Origin of the sequence: Algoriphagus sp. CAU 1675 (assembly GCF_029222925.1) — a bacterium.
In the GTDB taxonomy this organism is placed as follows: domain Bacteria; phylum Bacteroidota; class Bacteroidia; order Cytophagales; family Cyclobacteriaceae; genus Algoriphagus.
In genome coordinates, this window is sequence record NZ_JARHUI010000001.1 from 353409 (window position 1) to 375833 (window position 22425).

Here is a 22425-nt window from a genome sequence, read left to right on the forward strand (position 1 = left end):
ACCGATAAATTATGGCTGGAGTAAATAAAGTAATCTTACTTGGAAATCTGGGGGCAGACCCGGAAGTTAAATATCTCGAAGGAGACAATGTGGTGGCTAACCTCCGTTTGGCAACTACAGAATCCTACAAGGACAGAAATGGAAACCGGGTGGATCAAACCGAATGGCATGATTTGGAGCTTTGGGGTCCTCAGGCCAAAATAGCTGAGCAATACCTAAAAAAAGGGATGCAGATCTATGTGGAGGGGAAAATCAAGTCTGATACCTGGCAGGATGATCAGGGTCAAAACCGAAAAAGAACCAGGATTCGGGTGTTGAATTTTACGATGCTTGGTGGAAGACCGGAAGGAAGCGGCCAGCCTAGCCAAAGTATGGGGGCAAGCGCCCCAAGACCGGCTGCCAGCCCTGCAGCAATGAAGGAACCGGACTTCAGTCCAGATGATTCTGATGATGATTTACCATTCTGATTCAGTTCCCCTGAGTCTGATTTTCAGGGGAATTGTTTAATTTTGTATCAACCATCGCGTTTTAATACATGGACGACCCATACCCGAGTTTACACTTGCTCGTGCAGATAAGTGAGCCTTCATTTGGCTACCTGATTGTCAACGGTCTCTTTTTTATTGCCCTTCTGATCTGTTCGGCATTAGTTTCAGGTTCAGAGGTTGCTTTTTTTTCCCTTTCCAATGAGGACTTGGAGCTTCTCAAAGAGGAAAATGATCCCAAAGGAAATCTGGTTGTTAAACTTTTGGATTCGCCCAAGAAGCTACTGAGTACCATTTTGATTCTTAACAATCTGATCAACATTGCCATAGTAACCCTGACCACTTTTGTGTCCTGGAGTATTTTTGGTCATGATGCCACGGGCATTATCGTAATTTTGGTCCAGACTATTGGTGTTACTTTTGCGATTGTGTTTTTTGGTGAAATCGTCCCAAAGGTTTATGCCAATAAGGCCAAGAGTGAGTTTAGTTTGATTATGGCCCCTGTTATCAATTTTTTCTCTACCCTCTTAAGTCCGGTTTCAATTTTCTTAATGGCCATCAGTAATGTGATCGAAAGAAATATTGAGAAAAGGGGCTTTTCTCTCTCCGTAGGTGAGTTGAACCAAGCACTTGATATTACTACTGAAGACGCCCCAGAAGAGGAAAAAGATATTCTTCGAGGGATTGTAAACTTTGGAACACTTTCCGTAAAGCAGGTCATGAAAAGCCGGATGGAAATCACAGCTGTGGACACAGACATGGATTTTCATGAATTAATGGATAAAATCAATAAAAGTGGTTATTCCAGGATTCCGGTATTTAACGAAACCATTGACAATATTGAAGGTATTCTCTACATCAAGGATCTTCTTCCATTCCTTGACCGGGATGAGAACTTCAATTGGAAGGAATTGATCCGAAAGAGTTATTTCGTTCCGGAAAATAAAAAAGTGGATACCCTGCTAAAGGATTTTCAACAGAAGCGGGTCCACATGGCGATTGTCGTGGATGAGTATGGAGGGACTTCCGGCCTTGTCACTTTGGAGGACTTGATTGAGGAAATCATCGGTGAGATCAATGATGAATTCGACGATACCGAGGATGTGTTTTTTCAGGAAATTGATCCCAATACCTTCATTTTTGAAGGAAAGGTTTCTTTGAATGACTTTTGTAAGAAACTAGAGTTGGACTCTCAAATTTTTGACGAAGTAAAAGGAGAGAGTGAGTCCTTGGGAGGATTGTTATTGGAGCTTAATAGTAAGTTGCCTAAAAACGGCACCAAAATCAGATTTGAGGATTTTGAGTTTACCATCTTGGCTGTGGATACAAAAAAGATCAAAAAGGTAAAGGTTCATCTGATTTCGGGTGAAACGGAGGGGGCAATTGGCTATACGGATTGATTTAGTTTTTAGGTACATCTTTTTTATAAAATAATATTTTGTTTTTAAAATAATTTCAGATGTGCAAGTCTGAGAGCTGCTCTTAGACACTCGAAAAATTTTTTAAAATTGGTAAATTATTTTCTCAAAAACCGGTTTTTTGATTTTTGCTGTTTTTTATAAAAAAGTAGGGTATAAATGATGCCTTTTTTTCGATTTATAATGAAAATAATCTGAAAATCACATTTGTTTTAAACCTATTTTTATTTTGATAAAAAATCAAAAAACAGACTTTTCATAAAAAATAAAGCATCAAATATCCCATTTTGTTGCCTTAATTTTAATGAAAGAAATATTTTCTGTAATTTTTGCAAAATTTTCGAACCTATTAAATACTATAAAGATATGCAAGAAGGGTTATATCGCTCAGAGTTTGAGCATGACTCCTGCGGCATTGGGGCAGTGGTGGACCTTAGCGCTTCACCTTCGCATGAGACAATCAGCGACGCCTTATATATGCTTAGCAATATGGAGCACCGTGGGGGAAGGGGTTCAGATCCAAAGACAGGAGATGGAGCCGGCATTCTCATTCAGGTTCCGCATCAATTTTTAAAAGACATAACTGCCCGCACAGAGATCTGCTTGCCAGATGCCGGGCAGTATGGAGTAGGGATGACTTTTTTCCCTAAGAATAAACAGCTCTACAAAAAATCAAAGAAACTCCTCAACCAATTGATCGAGGAACTGGATTTTGAATTGATTGGGTACCGCCCCGTACCAGTGGATGAGACGGTTCCTGGATCCGGAGCTTTGGAAGTAATGCCCAATATTGAGCAGCTTTTTGTCAAGCACAAGAAAGGCCTAACCGGAATCGAGCTGGAGAGAAAGTTGTATGTGCTGAGAAATTATGCCACTTCAGAGATCAATTTCAAAATCCCAGGGGTTAATCATTCCTTCTATTTTGCTTCTCTGAGCAGCCTTACACTTATTTATAAGGGGCAGTTGCGTACCGATCAGGTTTTGTCCTTTTACAAGGATCTGCAGAACAGCAAAATTGAATCTGCCTTTGCAATTGTCCATTCCAGATTTTCTACGAATACCTTTCCAAACTGGAGATTGGCTCAGCCCTTTAGATTTCTTTCACACAACGGAGAGATCAATACCATCCGAGGTAACCTTAACAAGATGAAGTCAAAGGAAACTTTGATGAAATCCAAATATTTCTCGGATGATGAATTGGGAAAGTTGCTGCCTATTACCAACAAGCTGAACTCCGATTCCGCTAACCTGGATGCCATGGTCGAGTTGCTCACTTTGAGTGGAAGATCCTTGCCGCATGCTATGATGATGCTCGTTCCGGAAGCTTGGCAGGACAATGAGGTGATGGATAGAGAACGAAAAGCATTCTACAAATTCCACGCATCTCTTGTGGAGCCTTGGGACGGACCAGCGGCTCTGTTGTTTACGGATGGAAAATCTGTGGGTGCGACCTTGGATAGAAACGGACTACGTCCGCTTAGATACTTTATAACCAAAGACCAGAGGCTGGTTCTTTCTTCCGAAGCCGGGGCATTGCCCATCCGAGAGGCCACCATTGTAGAGAAAGGGCGGATCAGTCCCGGAAGAATGCTATGGGCTGACCTTGAAAAAGGAAGGGTTCTTTTTGACGAGGAAGTCAAAGGGGAAATATGCAAAAAGCAGCCTTATGAGCAGTGGGTGAATGATCAAAGGATCAAATTGAGAGTGGAGCCGGATCCGGAAAAACTTTCTCATCCCTATTCCACTGAAAATATCAAGAATGCCCAGACGGTGTTCGGCTATACTTCAGAAGAGCTGAAAGTAATATTGGCTCCTATGGGGGACACTGCCTATGAGGCGATTGGTTCGATGGGTGCTGACACTCCATTGGCTGTTTTGTCCAAGCAGAGCCAGCATATTTCCAATTATTTCAAGCAGCTCTTTGCACAGGTAAGTAACCCTCCTATCGATCCTATTCGGGAAAGATTGGTAATGTCCCTGTTTACCCGACTTGGAGAAGGTCACAATATTTTGGAGGAAAGTCCTCAGCATACAAGACAGATCCATATTTCCCAGCCAGTACTGCTCAATGAGGACTTGGATAAGATTCAGAATATGGAAGGGCAAGGCTATCGAAGCAAGAAACTCTTTGCCCATTTTGTAGCGGATCACAAGCCTGGAAGGTTACTGGAGGCTTTGGATAAGCTTTGTCAGGAGGCCGAAGATGCTATTGCCGAAAAGAAAAATATTTTGATCATATCCGATCGAAACAGCAATAATGAATTGGCTCCGATTCCTTCACTTCTGGCGATAGGAGCGGTTCATCACCACTTGGTAAAGAAAAAACTCCGTACCAAAGCCGGTTTGGTTTTGGAATCAGGAGATATCCGTGAGACGCATCATTTTGCTACAGCAATAGGGTATGGTGTGTCCGCAATAAACCCGTATTTGGCATTGGAATCTCTTTTGGATATGTTCCAAAAGGGGATGCTTTCCAAAGTGAAAGATCAGAAAGCCCTGTTTGCCAACTACCAGGCTGCTATTGGTAAAGGGCTATTGAAGGTTCTTTCCAAGATGGGTATTTCCACACTTCAGTCCTATCAGGGAGCACAGATTTTTGAAGCCTTGGGTCTAGGCCCTGAAGTAATTGACCGATGCTTCAAAGGAACCATTTCAAGAATTAGTGGGGTGTCTTTCGATGAACTTGCAGAAGAGGTATTGATTCGCCATAGAGCGGCATATGAAACCAACTCTGCAACCTTGGAGACTGGGGGAGTTTATCAATGGAAGCGAAGAGGAGAGAAACACATGTTCAATCCCGAGACCATCCATCTTCTTCAAAAGTCAACTAGTCTCAATGATTATGGTCTATACAAGAAGTTTGCAGCCAAAATCAACGAACAGACCAAGGATGCATTGACTTTGAGAGGCTTATTTGAGTTCAAAAAGCGGATCAGCGTTCCTATAGATGAAGTTGAGCCAGCTGAAAAGATCATCAAGAGATTTGCAACCGGCGCCATGTCATTTGGTTCCATTTCGCATGAGGCCCACACCACTCTGGCAATTGCGATGAACCGAATCGGGGCAAAGAGTAATTCCGGAGAAGGGGGAGAAGATGAGATCCGATTTGCCCGCAAGGAAAATGGAGACTGGGAAAGATCAGCAATCAAGCAGGTAGCTTCCGGACGTTTTGGTGTCACCAGTAATTACCTTACCAATGCGGACGAACTTCAAATCAAAATGGCTCAGGGTGCAAAACCCGGAGAAGGAGGCCAGCTTCCTGGACATAAAGTGGATGATTGGATCGGACGTGTAAGACATTCTACTCCGGGAGTAGGTTTGATATCCCCTCCTCCACACCACGATATTTATTCTATCGAGGATTTGGCTCAGTTGATTTATGACCTGAAGAATGCAAACAGAAAAGCCAGAATCAATGTGAAGCTGGTTTCTCAAGCCGGTGTTGGAACGGTCGCGGCGGGTGTAGCCAAAGCAATGTCCGATGTGATATTGATTTCCGGAGCCGATGGAGGTACAGGAGCTTCTCCTTTGAGCTCTATTCGACATGCTGGTTTGCCATGGGAGCTTGGTCTTTCTGAAGCCCATCAGACCTTGGTAAAAAACAACCTGAGAAGCAGAGTAGTCCTTCAGACAGATGGACAGTTGAGAACAGGCCGTGACTTGGCTATAGCCACCTTGTTGGGAGCAGAAGAGTGGGGAATTTCCACCGGTGCCTTAGTAGTGGAAGGCTGTATCATGATGAGAAAATGTCACCTGAACACCTGTCCAGTAGGAATTGCAACCCAGAATCCTGAATTGAGAAAACTCTTTACCGGAAATCCGGATCATGTTGTAAACTATTTCCAGTTTTTGGTTCAGGACTTGAGAGAAATCATGGCTTCCCTAGGTTTCAGAACCATTGATGAGATGGTAGGACAAAGCCATGTCCTTCAATCCACTGGTCATTTGAATCACTGGAAATGGGATAAAGTCGATCTTTCCCCAATTTTCCATAAAGTTGAAGTTCCTGACCATGTTGGGATTCACAAGCAGATCAACCAGGAATTTGAGTTGGAAGATGTCTTGGACCGCAAGTTGATCCATGCCGCCTTGCCTGCTTTGGAACAGGCGATATCCGTGACTGGTAATTTCCAGATCAAAAACATTGACCGCTCTGTGGGAGCGATGCTTTCCAACGAGGTTTCAAAAATCTACGGTAGCGTGGGTCTTCCAGAGGATACGGTACAGTTTAAGTTTACAGGATCAGCAGGCCAGACATTTGGGGGCTTCCTTACTAAAGGAATCAGTTTTGAATTGGAAGGTGAAGCAAATGACTACTTCGGAAAAGGTCTTTCCGGTGGTAAGTTGATCATCTACCCAAGTAGAAATGCCCGCTTTGTGCCTGAAGAGAATATCATTATTGGTAACGTTGCTTTCTATGGTGCCACTTCCGGGGAGGCTTATATCAACGGAAAAGGTGGGGAACGTTTCTGTGTGAGAAATTCCGGGGTCAAGACCGTAGTTGAGGGAATCGGTGATCACGGTTGTGAGTACATGACAGGTGGCATGGTGATCAATTTGGGAGAAATCGGGCGAAACTTTGCTGCCGGTATGAGCGGTGGAGTTGCCTATATCCTAAAGGATTATGTCACTGAAATAAACCCTGAACTAGTGGATATTGATTTGCTTGAAGAAGAAGATTTCAATACCATAAAGCTTTACCTGAAGCGACATGTGAAGCTTACCGAAAGTGCTTTGGCTCAGAGATTCCTGGATGATTGGGAAAAAACCAAGGAAAAATTCATCAAGGTAATGCCTAGGGATTACAAGGCCGTTTTGCAGAAAAGAGCGTTAGAACAATCAAAAACAATGGTGTAAGATGGGAGCGATAGAAGGATTTATTCAGTTTAAAAGAGAGACCCCTTTGAGCCGTGATCCAAAGGAACGGATTGGGGATTATAAAGAAATATATCAGCCGTTTTCTGACGAAAAACTCAATCATCAGGCAGCACGCTGCATGGATTGTGGAGTTCCTTTTTGCCACAATGGATGTCCATTGGGCAATGTGATTCCTGAATTCAACGATGCGGTTTATCGAAAGGAATGGGGTCAGGCGATAGACATATTGAGAAGCACCAACAATTTCCCTGAATTTACAGGGAGAATTTGCCCAGCTCCCTGTGAGGCCAGTTGTGTGTTGGGAATCAATAAGGATCCTGTTGCTATTGAATTGATCGAAAAAAACATAGCCGAAAAAGCCTATGAACTGGGCTTGATCAAGGCGAATCCTCCTCAAAAGAGAACCAATAAGCATGTGGCTATAATTGGCTCTGGGCCATCAGGACTAGCAGCGGCTGATCAGCTTAATCAGGCAGGTCATGAAGTGACCGTCTTTGAAAAAGATGCTAAGCCCGGAGGTTTGTTGCGTTATGGAATTCCCGACTTCAAGCTTGAAAAGTGGGTCATCGACCGCAGGGTTGATTTCATGAAACAAGAGGGGGTAATTTTCTCCACGGGAACTGAAGTGGGATTCAACATCAAAGCCGAGAATATTCTTAGAAACTTCGATGCGGTGGTTTTGGCCACAGGAGCCGGACAGCCAAGAGGTCTGAATATCAAGGGGGATCAGCTTAAAGGCGTGCATTTTGCCATGGAGTTTTTGGGCCAGCAAAACCAGGTTATTGGAGGTGAGATCGAAGAGAATCAAATCTCTGCCAAAGGCAAAAATATAATTGTAATTGGGGGAGGAGATACGGGTAGTGACTGTATTGGTACTTCCAATAGACATGGGGCGGCTTCCATTACCCAATTGGAGCTTTTGCCCAAGCCACCGAAACAAAGAACCGTCCTCAATCCATGGCCAGAGTGGCCAATGACTTTAAAAACTTCCAGTTCCCACGAAGAAGGAGCAGACCGGTTTTTCTCAGTCCTTACAAAGGAATTTACAGGAAATGAAGCCGGTGAGGTTACGGGACTGAAACTGGTAGATATTGAATGGTTTGAGAAGGATGGCCGAATGACCTTCAAGGAAGTGGAGGGTACAGAAAGGGTACTTCCATGTGACTTGGCTTTTATTGCTATCGGTTATACAGGGCCTGCCCAAAATGGCTTGTTGGAAGCATTTGGTGTGGACACGATGGAAAATACGCTTCCAAAGTCTAAAAATTATCAAAGCTCCAATCCAAAAGTTTTCTTGGCGGGAGATATGAGAAGAGGACAGTCTTTGGTTGTATGGGCAATTTCTGAAGGAAGAGAGGCTGCGGTGAAGGTGGATGAATATCTAATGGGTTCCTCTGCCCTTCCTAAAAAGGATGAATCATTCTACAAAGTAGAAGAAGAAATCGCGGGTGTTGATTGAGTAAAAAATCGGCAAATCCAATAGAATCCCTGTTTAGTTGAAAGCCTGCGGTAATAGAAAGCCACCCTAAAGGTGGCTTTCGCTTTTTTCTATGAAGGAGTTTAATTGCCTCCTCTTTTTCTCATCGGAAAATCGCCTCGCCGATGAACTTCCCCTCCTGGTCTTCTTCTGTCCATTCGGTGGTCCCTGATTTCCTGCCACTTTTGCCTTTGCTCTTCAGTTAGGACTGAGGAGATCTTGTTTTGATGGTCTTCGCCTTCTTTTTTTCGAGTTTCCATCTCTGCTTTTCGGGCCTCTCTTTCAGCTTCCTGCTTTTTGGCAAACTCCCTATTGATATCCAAAATCTTTGCTTTTTGCTCCTCCGTTAGCTGTAGCTGTTCGGCCATCCGATCTGTCATTTGTTTGGCCCTGGTTTCGGGATCAGGTTTTTCCTGCGCTCTATTTTGTTGAGCAAACGCGCCAAGATTGACCAAGACTAACAAGGCAGCAGCAATCATCCATTTTTTCATAGTTTATTGGTTTTGTTACGCCTTTTAGACCATGTCGGAATGAAAGCGTTTAAAGCGGACCTGTTAACAAAGCTTAAAAATCCTTATTCTTCAAGTAACTCTTTCCTTTCAGAATCTTTGACATATTTGGGATTGATTAACAGGCTCAGCTCAAAACTCAGGTAATTCCAAGACCAGTCCAAAAAGATGAACAGCTTGTTTTTATCCAACAAGATCACCTGAAATTTTTGTTTAGGCTACGGGCCAATCGGAGACCGGCAAAACCTTCGCCAAAGATGAGGATTCTTGGAAATTCGGAGCGAGGGAGCTTGGATAATGGAAGCTGAGAAAGATTGTCCATGAAAAAAGTGTTTTTCCACTGTACGGAAATTACCAAATAGAAGGTGGAGATTTTCCGAAAAAGTACTGGTTTAAGAAGTCCATATCCACCACTCAAAATGAAAAGATTTGCTATTTTTACCTCCCAAATCAAGCAAATCCATGGGAAGAGCATTTGAATTCAGAAAAGAGCGAAAGTTCAAGCGTTGGGACAAAATGTCCAAGGTGTTTACCCGATTGGGTAAGGAAATTGTAATGGCAGTGAAATCCGGCGGGCCGGACCCCTCTTCCAACCCTCGCCTGAGAACCATCATCCAAAATGCCAAGGGTGCCCAAATGCCCAAGGATAGGATTGAGGCGGCTATTAAAAGAGCTTCAAACAAGGATGAGAAGGATTATGAAGAAGTGGTATACGAAGGATATGGTCCATTTGGTATCGCTGTAATCGTAGAGACTTCCACTGATAACATCAACCGTACGGTTGCAAACGTTAGATCTTATTTTACCAAAGCAGGAGGTTCTTTGGGTACTTCTGGTTCGGTTAGTTTTATGTTTGACCGGAAGGCAGTTTTTCGTTTTGCCAAAGCGGATTATGATCTAGAAGAGCTTGAGCTCGAACTGATTGACTTTGGACTTACCGATATTGACGAGAATGAAGGGGAAATCTTTGTGTATACCGAATTTGAGGATTTCGGAACCATGCAAAAAGCCTTGGAGGAAAAAGGAATCGAGATTATTTCTGCTGATTTCCAGCGTTTCCCAACCACTTTGACTGAGCTCACGGAAGAGCAGGAAGAAGTGATCAACAAAATGATTGAGCGGATGGAAGAGGACGATGACGTAAACCAGATTTTCACCAATATGGCCTAAGCAACAGCTTAGGCTCTTTTTTTATGATATTTCCAAAACGAGAGAATTTTAAAGCATCCCAAACAGAGTTGATTATTGTTGGGAGTAAAAATCCAGTAAAAATAGGTAGTGTGGAAGATGCCTTTACCTTGGCTTTTTCACAGAGTTTTATTGCAAATGGAGTATCTGCCGCTTCCATGGTATCGGATCAGCCAATTGGAGATGAGGAAACCTTGCAAGGTGCCAAAAACCGAGCGCTAAATGCTAAAATTGCTTTTCCTGAGGCATCTTATTGGGTGGGTGTAGAAGGAGGGATTGCCGAGGATGCATTGGGAATGAGCGCTTTTGCCTGGGTTTATATCCTTGACAAAGAAGGCAAAAGTGGATATGCAAAAACCGGAAGCTTTTACCTTCCTGAAGCAATTCGAAAACTGATCAATTCAGGTATGGAACTCGGAGAGGCGGACGATCATTTTTTTGACAGGGAAAATTCAAAACAAAAGGGCGGTGCAGTTGGAATTTTGACTGATGGGAAGTTAGATCGAAGAGTTTATTATTCTCAGGCTGTTCTCCTAGCATTGATCCCATTTTTAAACAAAAATCTATTTTAAATAGAACTTTTTAAATAAAAATTTTAACGATGATTGGTTTGATTGAAAAAATCTTCGATTTTTTTGTATAAGTACTAAATTATTGTTTCATTTAAACACTATTAGTTTTGAACACAACAATCTGAAGTTTGTACTAGATATAAAGTAAAAGTTGCAACAATCACCCCTAAAGTTTATCAGCAACAAAACCTCCCTGAAAAGGGAGGTTTATTTTTTTAAGTTCCTCAGAAAATTTCTCAAGGCTATCCTCCAATCGGAATCTGCATCCCATTCCGGCCCGATGTAGAGTTCATCTCTTACCAATAGCTTGATGTAATATTTCACTACGGTCTGAGTTTCATTTGCTGGGTCAGTTTCCAGTCCCATACTTCTTTTCAGATCACTTTCCCTTCCTTCGACTTTGACTAATAAAAATTGCACCCGGTCTCTGATTAATTCTTGGTTGCTTTTGGCCTCAGTAAGCCAAGCCACTTCATTGGGATATTCGGTTTCAAGGATTCGCTGGATCTGGCTTTTTTGCGCCTCTTGTTCTGCCAGTATGGTTTCCTGTGACTTTCCATACATGTTGTACCGGAAGTAACTCAGTGCCCCAGTTTGGGCAGAGGTTCCTTCCAAAGGAATTCCTAGTTTGAAGACCTCAAGGTTCAGGGGATTCCGGGCAAAAAATCTCTGCGAGGCTTGGCTTGCTGTTGGATTTGCCTGTGTAGTCTGTGTCGGAAATTCGGGCACATCTATGACTAATAGATTTTTGGTTCGGACATTGGCGCCCAAATTGGAAAACTGTTCTGAGGCTTCTTTCCAGGTGCCTCCACTGACTCCAAAAAGGGCAGTAGTCGAAAGGATTTTGCCATCCCTACTGAATGAACCAACGTGAATGGAGGTTGCACTCTTCTGCCGGGTTACCAAAACAATGTTTTTGACTCCCCTTTGCTCAAAGGATGTTGCAAAATCAGCTTGCACTTCCTCGGAAAGACTGATTTGCTCCAGTTCGAAATAAGCAATTGGGTCCCCCCCGGCTTGGACTAGAGATTGGTGAACACTATCCGCTAGGACCTTCCAGTCCATAACAGGTCTAGCTCCGGGATCTGTAGAAATCATTACCACCGATTTTCCATCGAAAAATGACTCCGGTATAGTTCCTTGAGCTTGAGCAGAGATTCCGGTTGAGACTAGGAGGAGAAAAAAGATATATTTCATTGAAGGAAATCTGTGAAGACGCGTAGTTTAGTACTTTACGAATATAAATAACGAAAAATTTTACACCTGATGCATCCTTCAAAGAAAGTTCTATTGATTGGTTTGTTGATTATTTACTTCTTTTCCAGCCATGCCCAGTCCATAAGAACCTCAAATCTCATCAAACACTTGAATTACCTAGCATCTGATGAGCTGGGAGGGAGGAAAACCGGGACTGAGGGTAATGCCATGGCTAGGACTTATATTTTGGAGGAGTTTGAAAAGATAGGACTGGAGACGCATTACCTGGACATGCAGCAGGCTTTTACTTTTCAAAACAGGAGAGAGCAAAAAGAATATACAGGCATTAATGTGGTGGCTTTTGTTCCCGGAACTGAGACCAAAAAACTTATTGTATTAACTGCACACTACGATCATGTGGGCATTAGAGCAAAAAATACAGAAGGAGATTCAATCTACAATGGTGCGGATGACAATGCCTCAGGAACTGCGGCCTTGTTGGAACTTGCCAAGTATTTCAGCGAAAATCCTCCCCGGCATAGTATGATCTTTGCGGCCTTGGACGCAGAGGAAATGGGACTTCAGGGTGCCAGAGCTCTTTTACGCGATTTCCCTTTTGACTTGGAGCAGATCGAAGTTAATGTCAATATGGATATGATTTCGCGAAGTGATAAGGGAGAACTCTATGCATCCGGTACCTACCATCATCCGCAATTAAAATCTATCTTGGAGAATGCTTCTTCCGGTCAAAAGCCTACTTTATTATTTGGGCATGATCTCCCAGATACAGGAGCGGATGATTGGAGCTATTCATCCGACCATGGGGCCTTTTTGGAGAAGGGGATTCCATTTGTCTATTTTGGTGTGGAAGATCATGAAGATTATCATCAGCCAAGTGATGAATACCATGCTATTGACTCTGAATTTTTCGTTGATGCCATGAATTTGATCCTAAAGTGTGTGTTGGAATTGGATGAGCAATTGATAAATCCCTAAAAATCCTTTTTCATTGAGGTATAGCTTTTTTACTTTGTAAAGAATATCTAAAGGATGCTGATTTGGCAAAAAATGATCTGATTACCAAGATTCTGATCTGGAGACTCCGGCATATGAGCAACCAGAGTTTCATTCTGATTTTGAGTGGAATAATTGGAGTGCTTTCCGGGGTTGCAGCAGTGATCCTTAAGCATGGAGTTCATGCAATTCAGAATTTTCTCACCCAGGATTTTTATGTGGAGTACGCCAACTTCATGTATATAGTCTATCCCATAGTTGGGATTTCAGCTGCCTATTTATTGGGGAAGTACATTTTCAAGGATATTGGAGGCCATGGGATCCCTGATGTTCTTTTCAATATTTCCAAAAAGCAAAGCTTGATGCCCAGGGTGAAAACCTACAGCCGTGTTTTCACTTCTGCCTTGACTGTTGGTTTTGGTGGATCGGTTGGACTTGAGGCTCCTATGTTGGTGACCGGTTCTGCTATAGGTTCCAATATTGGCTTGCTGGTCCATTTGAATGCGAAAAAAAGAGCCTTGTTGATAGGTTGCGGTGCAGCAGGAGCGATTTCAGCAATATTCGGAGCCCCAATCGGCGCTGTTATTTTTGCGATCGAGGTTATCTTAATGGAGATCAGTACCGCGAGTTTCATTCCCTTGCTGATCGCTTCGGTGACAGGCTCCCTTACCTCCATGATTTTGGTCGGAGAGGAATCTGTTTTCAACTTTGATCTGCAGGATAAATTCCTTGCCGCCCATATGCCGTACTATTTGGTTTTGGGGATATTTTGTGGTGTAGTCTCCCTCTATTTCAGTTCAGCGGTGATGAAGACTGAAAAGCTCATGGAGGGCTTGGAAAATCAAGCCATGAAAATTCTTTATGGGGGTGCATTTCTGGGATTCATGCTCTTCTTTTTTCCCCCCATATATGGGGAAGGATATGATACGCTGAACCTGTTGATTGAAGGTGATTCCGGCCAATTGCTTGACAAGAGTCCGTTTTTTTCAGCGATAGAAAACCCCTATTTGATTCTGATATTTCTTTCTCTGATCATTTTGCTCAAGCCAATTGGTTCTGCCTTGACCTTGGCGAGTGGCGGCTCAGGAGGGATTTTCGCTCCCTCTCTTTATGTTGGAGGGATTGTCGGCTTTGTATTTGCCTATGCAAAAAACCTCATGGGTTTTCATATTCCTCTGCCTTTGGCTCATTTTACCTTGGTTGCAATGTGTGGAGTGATGGCTGGTGTTCAGCATTCCCCGCTTTCTGCGATATTCCTGATTGCAGAGATCACGGGAGGATATGAACTTTTTGTGCCCTTGATGTTTGTGTCCGCAATTTCTTATATCACGACTACTTACTTTCAAAAAGACAGTCTTTATATTCTTCAGTTGAAGGAAAAGGGGAATCAGCTTCCGGAATCCAAGGATCAGGAATTGCTGGAGATGATCAATATTTCCCATGTAATCGAACGGGATCTTTTACCCATTCATCCCGATTCAAAATTGAAGGACCTGATTGACCTGGTGAAAATCTCCAAGCGCAATATTTTTCCTGTTGTGGATGAAGCCAAAACTCTGAGAGGAATCATCACGCTGGATGATATTCGGGACATCATGTTTGATGCAGAAAAGCAGGATACTGTATTAATCCGGGATTTGATGCACAGTCCTCCTGAAATCCTATTTGCGGATGAAAATATGCAAAAGGCAATGGAAAAATTTGAGAAATCTGGAGCTTGGAATCTCCCGGTAATAGAAAATGGGAAGTATTTGGGCTTTGTATCCAAGTCCAGAATTTTTAATTCCTATCGAAAGAGGCTAATTCGTCAAAGACAAGACTAAACTATTCTTAAAAGAAAATTTGGATTTGGAATTTATCCACTTTTTTGAGGTGATTTTTGGTAGAGTTTATTCAAGTTAGCTGTGATTATCCACAAAATTGAGCTTTTTGAATTACACTTAAGAATCAGATAATCAAATAGATATAGATGATTTGTTGAAAAGTGTGGATAAATTATTGAAAATGTGGATAAAAATTTCTTGCTTTTTTTGATGCTTGAAAAATGAGCAAATAAGAGGGATTTTTAACTTTGACTTAATCTTGAGGATTACGTTTTTAACATTGATTTAATGATAAAAATCAGTTTAAAAAGAGAATAAAATTTTGTTATCCAAAATTTGTGCAGCTATTTCAAGCTGTTGAGATAGAAAGCTTCTTTCAATTTTAAAATCAACTCCCGACTTTCTGGAAAAATGAAAATTCATCTTGGTAAAATTTAATTTTTTTATTCCTTCTCAAATTCAATTTTACCCAAGTTGTTCATCTGTTTCAGTATCCAGGCCTGTCTTCCAATGATGTATGGAGTAGGCCGTGTTGGATTCCATCTTTTTGGATTGGGGAGCACTGCTGCTATCATTGCCGCCTCTCTTTGATTCAGTTTGCTGGCCGGTTTTTTATAGAATTCCTGTGCAGCAGCCTCTATTCCGTAGATTCCATCCCCCATTTCTATGACATTGAGATATACCTCCAGGATTCGTTCTTTTGACCAAATCAATTCAACCAAAACTGTGAAATAGGCTTCTAGGCCTTTTCTCAAATAACTTCTTTCTGGCCAAAGAAAGACATTTTTGACAGTCTGTTGGGTAATGGTACTGGCTCCTTTGATTCTTTTGCCTTTTTTGTTTCCCTCCCAGGCTTTTTCCATTGCCTCAAAATCAAATCCATGATGGTCTAAAAATTTCTGATCTTCTGCTGCAACAACAGCCAATGGAGCCGATTTGGATATTTCCTCCATTGAGACCCAGTCTTTTTTTAATCTGACTTCTTTGCTTTCATCACGCAATTGTTCGAAAAACCGGATTCCCATCAAAGGAGTAAAGGGGACCGGAAGGAAGCGGTAGAGTATTACCGAGCCTACAGAAATTAGGAAAAACCAAAGCAGAAACTTCTTGATTAGTCTCCAAATCCAATGGATTACTTTCATATTATGGTTAAATCGTTGCGGATGCCTGAATAAACTGGTAAGAGAAAACTGCATCCCGATGCAGGGTGAGTTCGTCTAGATCCCTTTCCATGGCCAGGACATCCTCCTCAAATATACTTCCTGAATTTTTCATTTCCGCTGTGGCACTTTTCATTAGCGTCTTCCAATACTGTGTGAGCTTTAAAAGTTGTTCAGGATTTCTTTGGTCCACATGAAATCCGCCTGGATGCAATTGGATTTTGCTAAATCCTGCTTCCAGAAGGAGGTTTCCAAGTTTGGCTCCAATATCTGGATCTCCTCCGAGATTTATCTGAAATTCATTGTACGCTTTGTAGTATTTGGTTAGCCCTGCCATCTCCGGATAGGCATAAAAACTGCTGTTAAATACCTCTGTAATCCAAACCTTGGCGCCCGGGACAAGATGCTTTTTCATGGATTCCAGTACCTTCTTGGGCTCAGCGATATGCTCTAAGGCCCAACAGATAAATGCAGAATCAAAATTTCGTTCTAGTTTAAGATTTCGTGCATCTTGAAGGATAAAATCAATCTGACGATCTGAAAATGCCTCCAAATTTTTACGGGCAGTTTCCAGTTGGTTTTCAGAATAATCCACGCAGGTGATGTCGATATCCGGGTACAGCTGAAGGAGTACGGCTGTCTGAGCACCTACACCGCTTCCAATTTCAAGTAGGTGTTTGCATCCTGCGAAATCAATCTTTGGGTAGATCAAAGGGGAAAGAACTCCCGCTTGGGCAAGAAGGCGTTGCTGTTCATCCGGTAGATATCCGTGGATATATGTTCCCATCTCCGATAATTTTTTGGCAAATTATCAATAAAAAACGCGCCTTTGTATCTAGGGATTACTTGTTTTAGTAAATATCAGAGGTGTGCTCAATAGGGCAGCGACATTTTCCATCAAATATTTCATGTCGGGATATTCCTTTACAGAGTAATAATCTTCCAGGAATTCAATTTTGCAATTGAGCTTTATCTCATTTTCACGAATATCAGTCAGATAAGAAAACCTAACCTTTTTGGAAGGAATGGTAAGGGATTGACTTTCGGGATAATCATCCAATTGGTAGCCTTCCGGAAAAGGGATGCTTACATTCATGTTTTCGTAAAAGGGAAAGTCAAATTCAATGGGTAATATTCTGCTTTCCTGGGTGAAAGGGTTTTGTCTGAAGCTGGAAAATTCGAAGGGATTCAGCACCAATTGTTCCGGATTTTCAGTATTTACCTCAGAATTGAATGAAATAGTCAAAGTCCGGTTTGAGCTAAGTTGATCATTGACAGAAACGTTGGAAATACTTTCCTTTTCAATATTTTTTTCCGTTACCAAGTATTCTTCCACTTCTTTCAATGCCCTCAATAAAGTTGCTGCCTGAAGTGCATTATAATCAGTTAGCCTTACTTGATGTTTGAAAAAGGGCTTATTCAAGGAATCTTTCTCCAGAGATGTAAAAAATATCGATCCTGAGCGGTGCTTATGGTTTAGGTCTTCAAGTCTTCCATTATCTTTTTCAATAAAAAATGCACGTTTGACGAGTTTGGAAACAGGAAGTAAACCAAAGGGAGTAATGGAATCAGTGGCGTCTAGGTAAATTTCTTTACCGTCTATGGTAGCAGAAAGTATGGAGCTGTGAAACTGGTTGATAAAAGGGACCTCGATTAATTTCGTCCTCCCAATCTTTCGCTCATTGACCATTACAATTTTTGAGTCTATTCCTTGCTCTTTGAGTAGGTTTAGCATCAATAGGTTTTTGTCGAAGCTATTTCCTTTTTTTTCTTCCAAGAATTCATCTAAAGGGTAAATAGGTTCCAAATATCTGGAACTGTAGGATGCTCGGTAATTTTTTGCGACGTAATCATAGATTTTCTTCGCCTTTGCCAGTTGGGTGTTTTCCTCAAACTCAAGTTTGGGATAGTTTCTGACTTCTGGTGAAGGGCCCAAGTAATAGGGTTTTACATCGTCAAATTTCATCCAGGAATTAGCGACGTGATTCCAAGAGGCATAAAAGGCTTCTGACTCTTCTATTTTTTCCGGGTTTATATATTCATTGGTAAAAAGGTATCCGTCAACCCGGTCTTGGTAATCCAATAAATTCCCAACGAAGGGTTCATTCGGTAAGGAAGGGACATCTTTTAAGGTCCAGGAATAAAGTCTTTTCTTTTCATGAATGTCTGATACCTCCGGTAAGCGATCACCCTGCATGATCATTTGGTAAATAAAATAACTGGGGGACTTAAAAGTATACTTGCTATAAAGTGCAGGGATTTCCTTTTGGAAGGCCCAGCCTTCCAGTATTCCATATTGATGATCTATTTTTTTATAGCTGTATTCCAGGATAGATCCTTTTTTCACATGGGGAAAAATCAATCGGTACTCAAATTCTCCTCCTCCAAGATTAATTTCTTTGATGTTGTTTTTGGAAAGCTTTTCCACTTTTCTCTCTCCATTTTCGAGATAGGAGACTTGTGCGTTTATTTTTACGATATCCTCTACCAGAGTTTTTCCTCTATAAAAATTGATCACGATATCCCCAAATTCCAATAGATTGTCATCCAAGATTTTCAATCTATGGTGAAAGTCCGTATGGAGTCCGGTCACCATGAAATAGCTGTTGCCTTCCTCCCAAAGAGTTACCACTTTGGCATCAGGTTCAAATGGGACTACTTCCAAGGCCAATTCCTCTTCAGAGTATTTACCAAACTCCACCTGAGCCTGAACATACATGGGAAAGCCCAGCAGTAATAGGCTGATTAAAATTCTGGGAAAGAGCATATTAAGGCTTTGCGGTTTTTTTCAAAACTACAGGGGCATTAAGCTTGGCTGCTACGGATTCCATGAACAGCTTGAGATCTTGGTATCGGTTTACAGGGATCATAGGGTTTTTTACATCCAGTCTAGCCGTGATATTCAAAGCTCCGTCAATTATGGAAGGGTTGAAGGAAAAACTTAAATAGCCGCCTTTTACAGTAATTGCTTCCTGAAGTGGATAATCGTCGATTTCATAGCCTTCTGGGATTACTATTCTGGCGTTATAGGTCTCGGTAAATACGTAGCCAAAATCAACCGGAAAAATTCGGTATTCAGCCGTAAATGGGTTTTTGGCAAAGTAGGAATACTTCAATGGATTGAACATCAGCATGTCATAGTTTCCCGATTCGGGAAAGCTCATTTCATAGTTTATAGTCAGGGAATTGTTTTCCTCCAATTGATCTTGCACTTGTATGTTTTGGATATTTGCGATGTCACCTGTGGATAATAATTCCTCCAGAAACCCTTCTTTGGATTTACCGTTCTCAATTGTACGTGCCATTCCTAGGCCTCGGTATTGATAATTGCGAAGGGAGTTTTTCATCAAAAAATTGTTTTTTTCATCCAGTTCTATTTGGGAGAAAAACACAGTATTTGATTTATGCTGAATATCAATCGGGACGAGCATGCTTTGTTCTTTTCGCAGCAATAATCCGGCTTTGACATGCTTATCCAAGTCTACATATCCGAAAGGTGCTAAGGGATCATTCAAGTCAATGAACTGAAGTTGACCATCAAGTTTTGCAAGAAGCAAGATTTCGTCAAACTGGTTAAGGAATGGAAAATCAACCAATTCACTCCTGCCGTATCCTTTGCTACCTACTAAAACAGGGTCACATTCGACTCCGGATGATTTGAGGATTCCCATCAGGGCTAGAATCAATTCTACCGAGGTTCCTGATTTACTTTTAAGCAATTGGCTCAATGTCTGTTCAGGCTGGATATAATCAGGACCTTGGTTGATGAATTTGTCCCGAATATAATAATAGGCCTTGCTGGCAATTTCTTTCTGGGTAGTTCCACCTAGGTCTATTCCCAATAGTTCCTTTTCAATTGGATTGGAGCGGTAGTAGCCCATTTCTTCATAAGCATTGATTATGCCGTCTCCCAATTTTTCCCAGGTGTCTAGGAAATCAACGGTCTGAACTCCGCCAATTGGATCATATTTCTTGTATTTGGAAAGCTGGAACTCTATTCGCTCGGTGTAGTCCCTGTAGTTTTTCATAAAAGGTTCCTCTTTGAGGGAATATAAATTGCGAAGAACCCAGGAATAGGTGCCGTTTGAGGAAGCAGATTCAGCCTTATTGAAAAAGTTGTACCCTTGACCTATCATTTTATATTCCAATTCGGCAATCATTCTGATTTGATATTTTGAATAGAGTGTAGGAATGGGGTTTTGAAAGGCCCAGCCATCTAAAAAGCCCAAGCTTTTGTCTGTTTTTTTATAGGAATACTCTAAGATGGATCCTACCTGTACATTGGGAAAAGTGATTCGGTATTCCTTGTACCCACCGTCCAAATCCACCAGAAAGATGTTGTTCTTTTCCACTTTAATGGTTTCTGGTTTTCCGTTGGAAAAGTTGGTGGTTTGTGCCTTGATCCCGCTGATTTCTTCCGTTGCGTCATCTCCTACATAAAAGCGAATGCTAATATCTCCATATCCCTTTCCTGTCTCAGAAAGGATTTTTAGGCGAACAAAATAAGTGGTTTCGAATATATCACCGAAAAACTTGGAGTCTCCAAGTTCAGCAAGAATCACTGCCCCAGCTTCAGGTTCGTAGCTTACTTCTTTGTAATCAATTTCATTTTGATTGAATTGACCCATTTTTAGGGTCTGTGCATTTGCGCTCAAGTTTGTAAGCAAACAAAACGCAATCAGCTGAAGGGTTTTATTCATGGTTGGCAGTAAGGTTAGGTCTTGTAAAATTGACAGGGTGGTTTCCTTTGTTATTGATCAGCTTGAATAAGTCGGCCTTTTCCTGTTCCTCTAATTCCTCAGGGATTTTTAGCCTTATTTCCCGGGTAACTGTAAAATTTTTCCCCTCTAGCTTGCTGTCAAATTTCACAGAGACTCCTTTATCCTCCAATTCCAGATTTTCGAATCGGGTTTCAAGAACCAAATTTTCAGGCAATACTATTTCATATTGGTCTTTTTGAAAGATAATTCCATTGGCCAGATTTTTCTCTTGGATTTCGCCCATGAAGGGCCTGAGAATAAATCTTTTGGCGGTTTTCTGAACATATCTCTGGATTTGGCCATCGTATTCCAATTTGGCCATTGGTAGAGAGTCTTGTTTACTGATGTCCAGATTGAAATTTTCAATGATCAGCCCCGGAATCGGAGAGTGCTTGTTGAAAAAATCTTTTTTGGCTCTAAGGTCCAATACCTGATCCATTCCTAGGATACTTTCTGCATAATTCCCGGTATATACTGTTTCTTTCTGAATTGTAGCATTCCCGAGACCATCTATTTCGAGTATGTTCTTGGATTCTATTTGGTTCCAGATTTCATCTTGATAGTTGGGGGTTTTGGTAAGATATCCCCCTTCTGAAGTGGTGACCAATACATGCCTGTTTTTGGTAAAATCCCCCAAAAAACCAGCAGGATTTATGTTGGAAGTACACTCAAGCCAAATGGGACTAGACTCAGTAGGAACTTGCAGGATGACATGGTTGAATTGGTTGGAAGGGAGATCGGTTTCTATATCCTCCTCATCCGCACCAGCCCTTACCAGGGTATAATTCGATGGAATCCCCGCGACATTCAACATGGCTTTCATCAGGTTGGTTAGGGCCTTGCAGTCTCCATAGGCATATTTGACTGCATCTTCTGCGGTCATGGTTTGCCAACCGCCGATCCCCAGTTGAATACTGACATAGCGGAAATTCTTTTGTAGGTAATCATAGAGGATGGAAATTTTTTCGTAAACATCCTCCTTGCCTTCAATGAGCTTCAATGTCTGTAATCGAAAGGCTTCCGGCAATTGGTCTCGATCTTTATTCAATTCATATTGCCAAGAGGCAAGTCCGGACCAATCATCCATTTTCCCTATATAATCCTCCAGAGCAAAGTGGATTGGAGCCAGGAGTAAATATTTTAAATCTTCTTTTTTGTAGTCTGGGCCCAGAGTGGGCAAGGATTTCTCTGTCCAAGTCAATTTTATTAACCCCTCTTCCAAGGTTTCTTCCTGCCGATTAGTTGAAAGGTTTAATTCCTTATACCGGATACCTAGTTTCTCCGGATAAATTACCTCTAAGGTTGATTCATCAACTTTCTGAAAAAAGCGCCTAGTAGGAAGCCAGGTGGGCAGGAAAAAATTGGTTTTTGACTTAGTTTCCGTTACTATCTTGACTTTGAGGGGAAATTTTCCGGTGCGGATTCCATAATATTTTCTCCTGTTGTCATCATATACCGAAGTGTTGGAGTAGAGTGCGGCATCCACCATATCCCGGATTTTTGCCTTTTCAATGGTTTTTCCGGTAAGAAGATCAATTGCCTCAAGCTGAAAATCCGTGATTTGAGTCAATTTGTCATAGGACAGGGAGGTATAGGCATGAGCCAGTCCATCCGCGGTCAGAATGGTCAACTCCAACTCTTGTCTATGTGTATATTCATAGGAGTCATCAATTATGATCTGCTGCTTTTCGGAAAGTTTAGAATGTACGGGTAAAGAATCTTTTGCTGAAAGGAGAATGGTCGAAAAAAGAAGTGCTAAACTAGAAAGGAACATAAATAAAGAATGAGTTCAACGAAAAGTATGAAATTAGTTAAACAAATTCCAAAAATTATCCTGAAAAATTTCTGGTAAAGATAATGTGTTTGGAAATCAGTTTGATGTCCCTTCAGAAGGGTTCAAAATATTGGATTTCACAAATAAACTTGCCTATTTGGCTTTTCAAA

15 protein-coding genes are annotated in these 22425 nt (G+C 41.6%); 8 read left to right on the plus strand and 7 right to left on the minus strand.

Annotation, left to right across the window (positions count from 1 at the left end; genetic code table 11):
* Positions 1–11: 11 nt before the first annotated feature.
* The 4 genes from ssb (at position 12) to P2G54_RS01595 (ending at position 8240) form a co-directional block, all read left to right on the plus strand.
* Positions 12–467 carry a single-stranded DNA-binding protein gene (ssb, locus tag P2G54_RS01580; RefSeq protein ID WP_275867526.1) on the plus strand — a complete coding sequence of 152 codons (456 nt, stop codon included), beginning with the start codon at positions 12–14 and terminating at the stop codon, positions 465–467.
* Positions 468–535: 68 nt separating this feature from the next.
* Entirely contained in the window at positions 536–1885 is a 1350-nt protein-coding gene (gene gldE, locus P2G54_RS01585; RefSeq protein ID WP_275867528.1) for a gliding motility-associated protein GldE, read from the plus strand.
* Between the two features lie 384 nt (positions 1886–2269).
* A complete protein-coding gene (gene gltB / locus P2G54_RS01590) occupies positions 2270–6760 on the plus strand; it encodes a glutamate synthase large subunit (protein WP_275867530.1) in 4491 nt (1496 codons plus the stop codon).
* 1 nt (position 6761) lies between these two features.
* Complete coding sequence (locus P2G54_RS01595; RefSeq protein ID WP_275867532.1) at positions 6762–8240, plus strand: glutamate synthase subunit beta; 1479 nt, start codon at positions 6762–6764, stop codon at positions 8238–8240.
* Positions 8241–8341: 101 nt separating this feature from the next.
* On the opposite strand, the gene P2G54_RS01600 is transcribed toward P2G54_RS01595, so the two are convergent.
* Positions 8342–8749, minus strand: coding sequence for a DUF4890 domain-containing protein (locus tag P2G54_RS01600; RefSeq protein ID WP_275867534.1), 408 nt, complete (start codon positions 8747–8749; stop codon positions 8342–8344).
* Positions 8750–9229: 480 nt separating this feature from the next.
* On the opposite strand from P2G54_RS01600, the gene P2G54_RS01605 reads away from it, so the two are divergent.
* Both P2G54_RS01605 and yjjX read left to right on the plus strand, forming a co-directional pair.
* Positions 9230–9937: a YebC/PmpR family DNA-binding transcriptional regulator gene (locus P2G54_RS01605; RefSeq protein ID WP_275867537.1), complete on the plus strand. Its 708-nt coding sequence runs from the start codon at positions 9230–9232 to the stop codon at positions 9935–9937.
* Positions 9938–9960: 23 nt separating this feature from the next.
* Positions 9961–10527 (plus strand): inosine/xanthosine triphosphatase, encoded by a 567-nt coding sequence (gene yjjX, locus P2G54_RS01610; protein WP_275867539.1) that lies wholly within the window; start codon positions 9961–9963, stop codon positions 10525–10527.
* 207 nt (positions 10528–10734) lie between these two features.
* On the opposite strand, the gene P2G54_RS01615 is transcribed toward yjjX, so the two are convergent.
* Positions 10735–11724 carry an NTPase gene (locus tag P2G54_RS01615; protein ID WP_275867540.1) on the minus strand — a complete coding sequence of 330 codons (990 nt, stop codon included), beginning with the start codon at positions 11722–11724 and terminating at the stop codon, positions 10735–10737.
* A 69-nt stretch (positions 11725–11793) separates the two neighbouring features.
* Between P2G54_RS01615 and P2G54_RS01620 the strand changes: the two genes are divergently transcribed.
* On the plus strand, positions 11794–12720 hold the full coding sequence (locus tag P2G54_RS01620; protein WP_275867542.1) for a M28 family peptidase: 927 nt from the start codon (positions 11794–11796) through the stop codon (positions 12718–12720).
* A gap of 113 nt (positions 12721–12833) precedes the next feature.
* Entirely contained in the window at positions 12834–14561 is a 1728-nt protein-coding gene (locus tag P2G54_RS01625; protein ID WP_275867544.1) for a chloride channel protein, read from the plus strand.
* Between the two features lie 443 nt (positions 14562–15004).
* Here the strand turns inward: P2G54_RS01625 and mtgA are convergent, their stop codons facing one another.
* The 5 genes from mtgA to P2G54_RS01650 are packed head-to-tail and all read right to left on the minus strand — an operon-like array spanning position 15005 to position 22255.
* Positions 15005–15703: a monofunctional biosynthetic peptidoglycan transglycosylase gene (gene mtgA, locus P2G54_RS01630; RefSeq protein ID WP_275867546.1), complete on the minus strand. Its 699-nt coding sequence runs from the start codon at positions 15701–15703 to the stop codon at positions 15005–15007.
* Between the two features lie 7 nt (positions 15704–15710).
* Positions 15711–16508, minus strand: a complete 798-nt coding sequence (locus tag P2G54_RS01635) for a class I SAM-dependent methyltransferase (protein WP_275867548.1) — start codon at positions 16506–16508, stop codon at positions 15711–15713.
* A gap of 48 nt (positions 16509–16556) precedes the next feature.
* A complete protein-coding gene (locus tag P2G54_RS01640; RefSeq protein ID WP_275867550.1) occupies positions 16557–18488 on the minus strand; it encodes a DUF3857 domain-containing protein in 1932 nt (643 codons plus the stop codon).
* Between the two features lies 1 nt (position 18489).
* Positions 18490–20421: a DUF3857 domain-containing protein gene (locus P2G54_RS01645; protein WP_275867552.1), complete on the minus strand. Its 1932-nt coding sequence runs from the start codon at positions 20419–20421 to the stop codon at positions 18490–18492.
* Entirely contained in the window at positions 20414–22255 is a 1842-nt protein-coding gene (locus tag P2G54_RS01650) for a DUF3857 domain-containing protein (RefSeq protein ID WP_275867554.1), read from the minus strand. Before P2G54_RS01650 ends, P2G54_RS01645 begins: the two co-directional genes overlap by 8 nt.
* Between the last annotated feature and the right edge of the window lie 170 nt (positions 22256–22425).

What these genes read in the sequence shown, in the direction of transcription:
- P2G54_RS01640 (WP_275867550.1), bottom strand. Translation starts at nt 18,488, where the DNA reads ATGCTCTTTCCCAGAATTTTAATCAGCCTATTACTGCTGGGCTTTCCC.
- P2G54_RS01635 (WP_275867548.1), bottom strand. Translation starts at nt 16,508, where the DNA reads ATGGGAACATATATCCACGGATATCTACCGGATGAACAGCAACGCCTT.
- P2G54_RS01615 (WP_275867540.1), bottom strand. Translation starts at nt 11,724, where the DNA reads ATGAAATATATCTTTTTTCTCCTCCTAGTCTCAACCGGAATCTCTGCT.
- P2G54_RS01620 (WP_275867542.1), top strand. Translation starts at nt 11,794, where the DNA reads ATGCATCCTTCAAAGAAAGTTCTATTGATTGGTTTGTTGATTATTTAC.
- P2G54_RS01605 (WP_275867537.1), top strand. Translation starts at nt 9,230, where the DNA reads ATGGGAAGAGCATTTGAATTCAGAAAAGAGCGAAAGTTCAAGCGTTGG.
- yjjX (WP_275867539.1), top strand. Translation starts at nt 9,961, where the DNA reads ATGATATTTCCAAAACGAGAGAATTTTAAAGCATCCCAAACAGAGTTG.
- ssb (WP_275867526.1), top strand. Translation starts at nt 12, where the DNA reads ATGGCTGGAGTAAATAAAGTAATCTTACTTGGAAATCTGGGGGCAGAC.
- gldE (WP_275867528.1), top strand. Translation starts at nt 536, where the DNA reads ATGGACGACCCATACCCGAGTTTACACTTGCTCGTGCAGATAAGTGAG.
- P2G54_RS01650 (WP_275867554.1), bottom strand. Translation starts at nt 22,255, where the DNA reads ATGTTCCTTTCTAGTTTAGCACTTCTTTTTTCGACCATTCTCCTTTCA.
- P2G54_RS01625 (WP_275867544.1), top strand. Translation starts at nt 12,834, where the DNA reads ATGAGCAACCAGAGTTTCATTCTGATTTTGAGTGGAATAATTGGAGTG.
- gltB (WP_275867530.1), top strand. Translation starts at nt 2,270, where the DNA reads ATGCAAGAAGGGTTATATCGCTCAGAGTTTGAGCATGACTCCTGCGGC.
- P2G54_RS01645 (WP_275867552.1), bottom strand. Translation starts at nt 20,421, where the DNA reads ATGAATAAAACCCTTCAGCTGATTGCGTTTTGTTTGCTTACAAACTTG.
- P2G54_RS01600 (WP_275867534.1), bottom strand. Translation starts at nt 8,749, where the DNA reads ATGAAAAAATGGATGATTGCTGCTGCCTTGTTAGTCTTGGTCAATCTT.
- P2G54_RS01595 (WP_275867532.1), top strand. Translation starts at nt 6,762, where the DNA reads ATGGGAGCGATAGAAGGATTTATTCAGTTTAAAAGAGAGACCCCTTTG.
- mtgA (WP_275867546.1), bottom strand. Translation starts at nt 15,703, where the DNA reads ATGAAAGTAATCCATTGGATTTGGAGACTAATCAAGAAGTTTCTGCTT.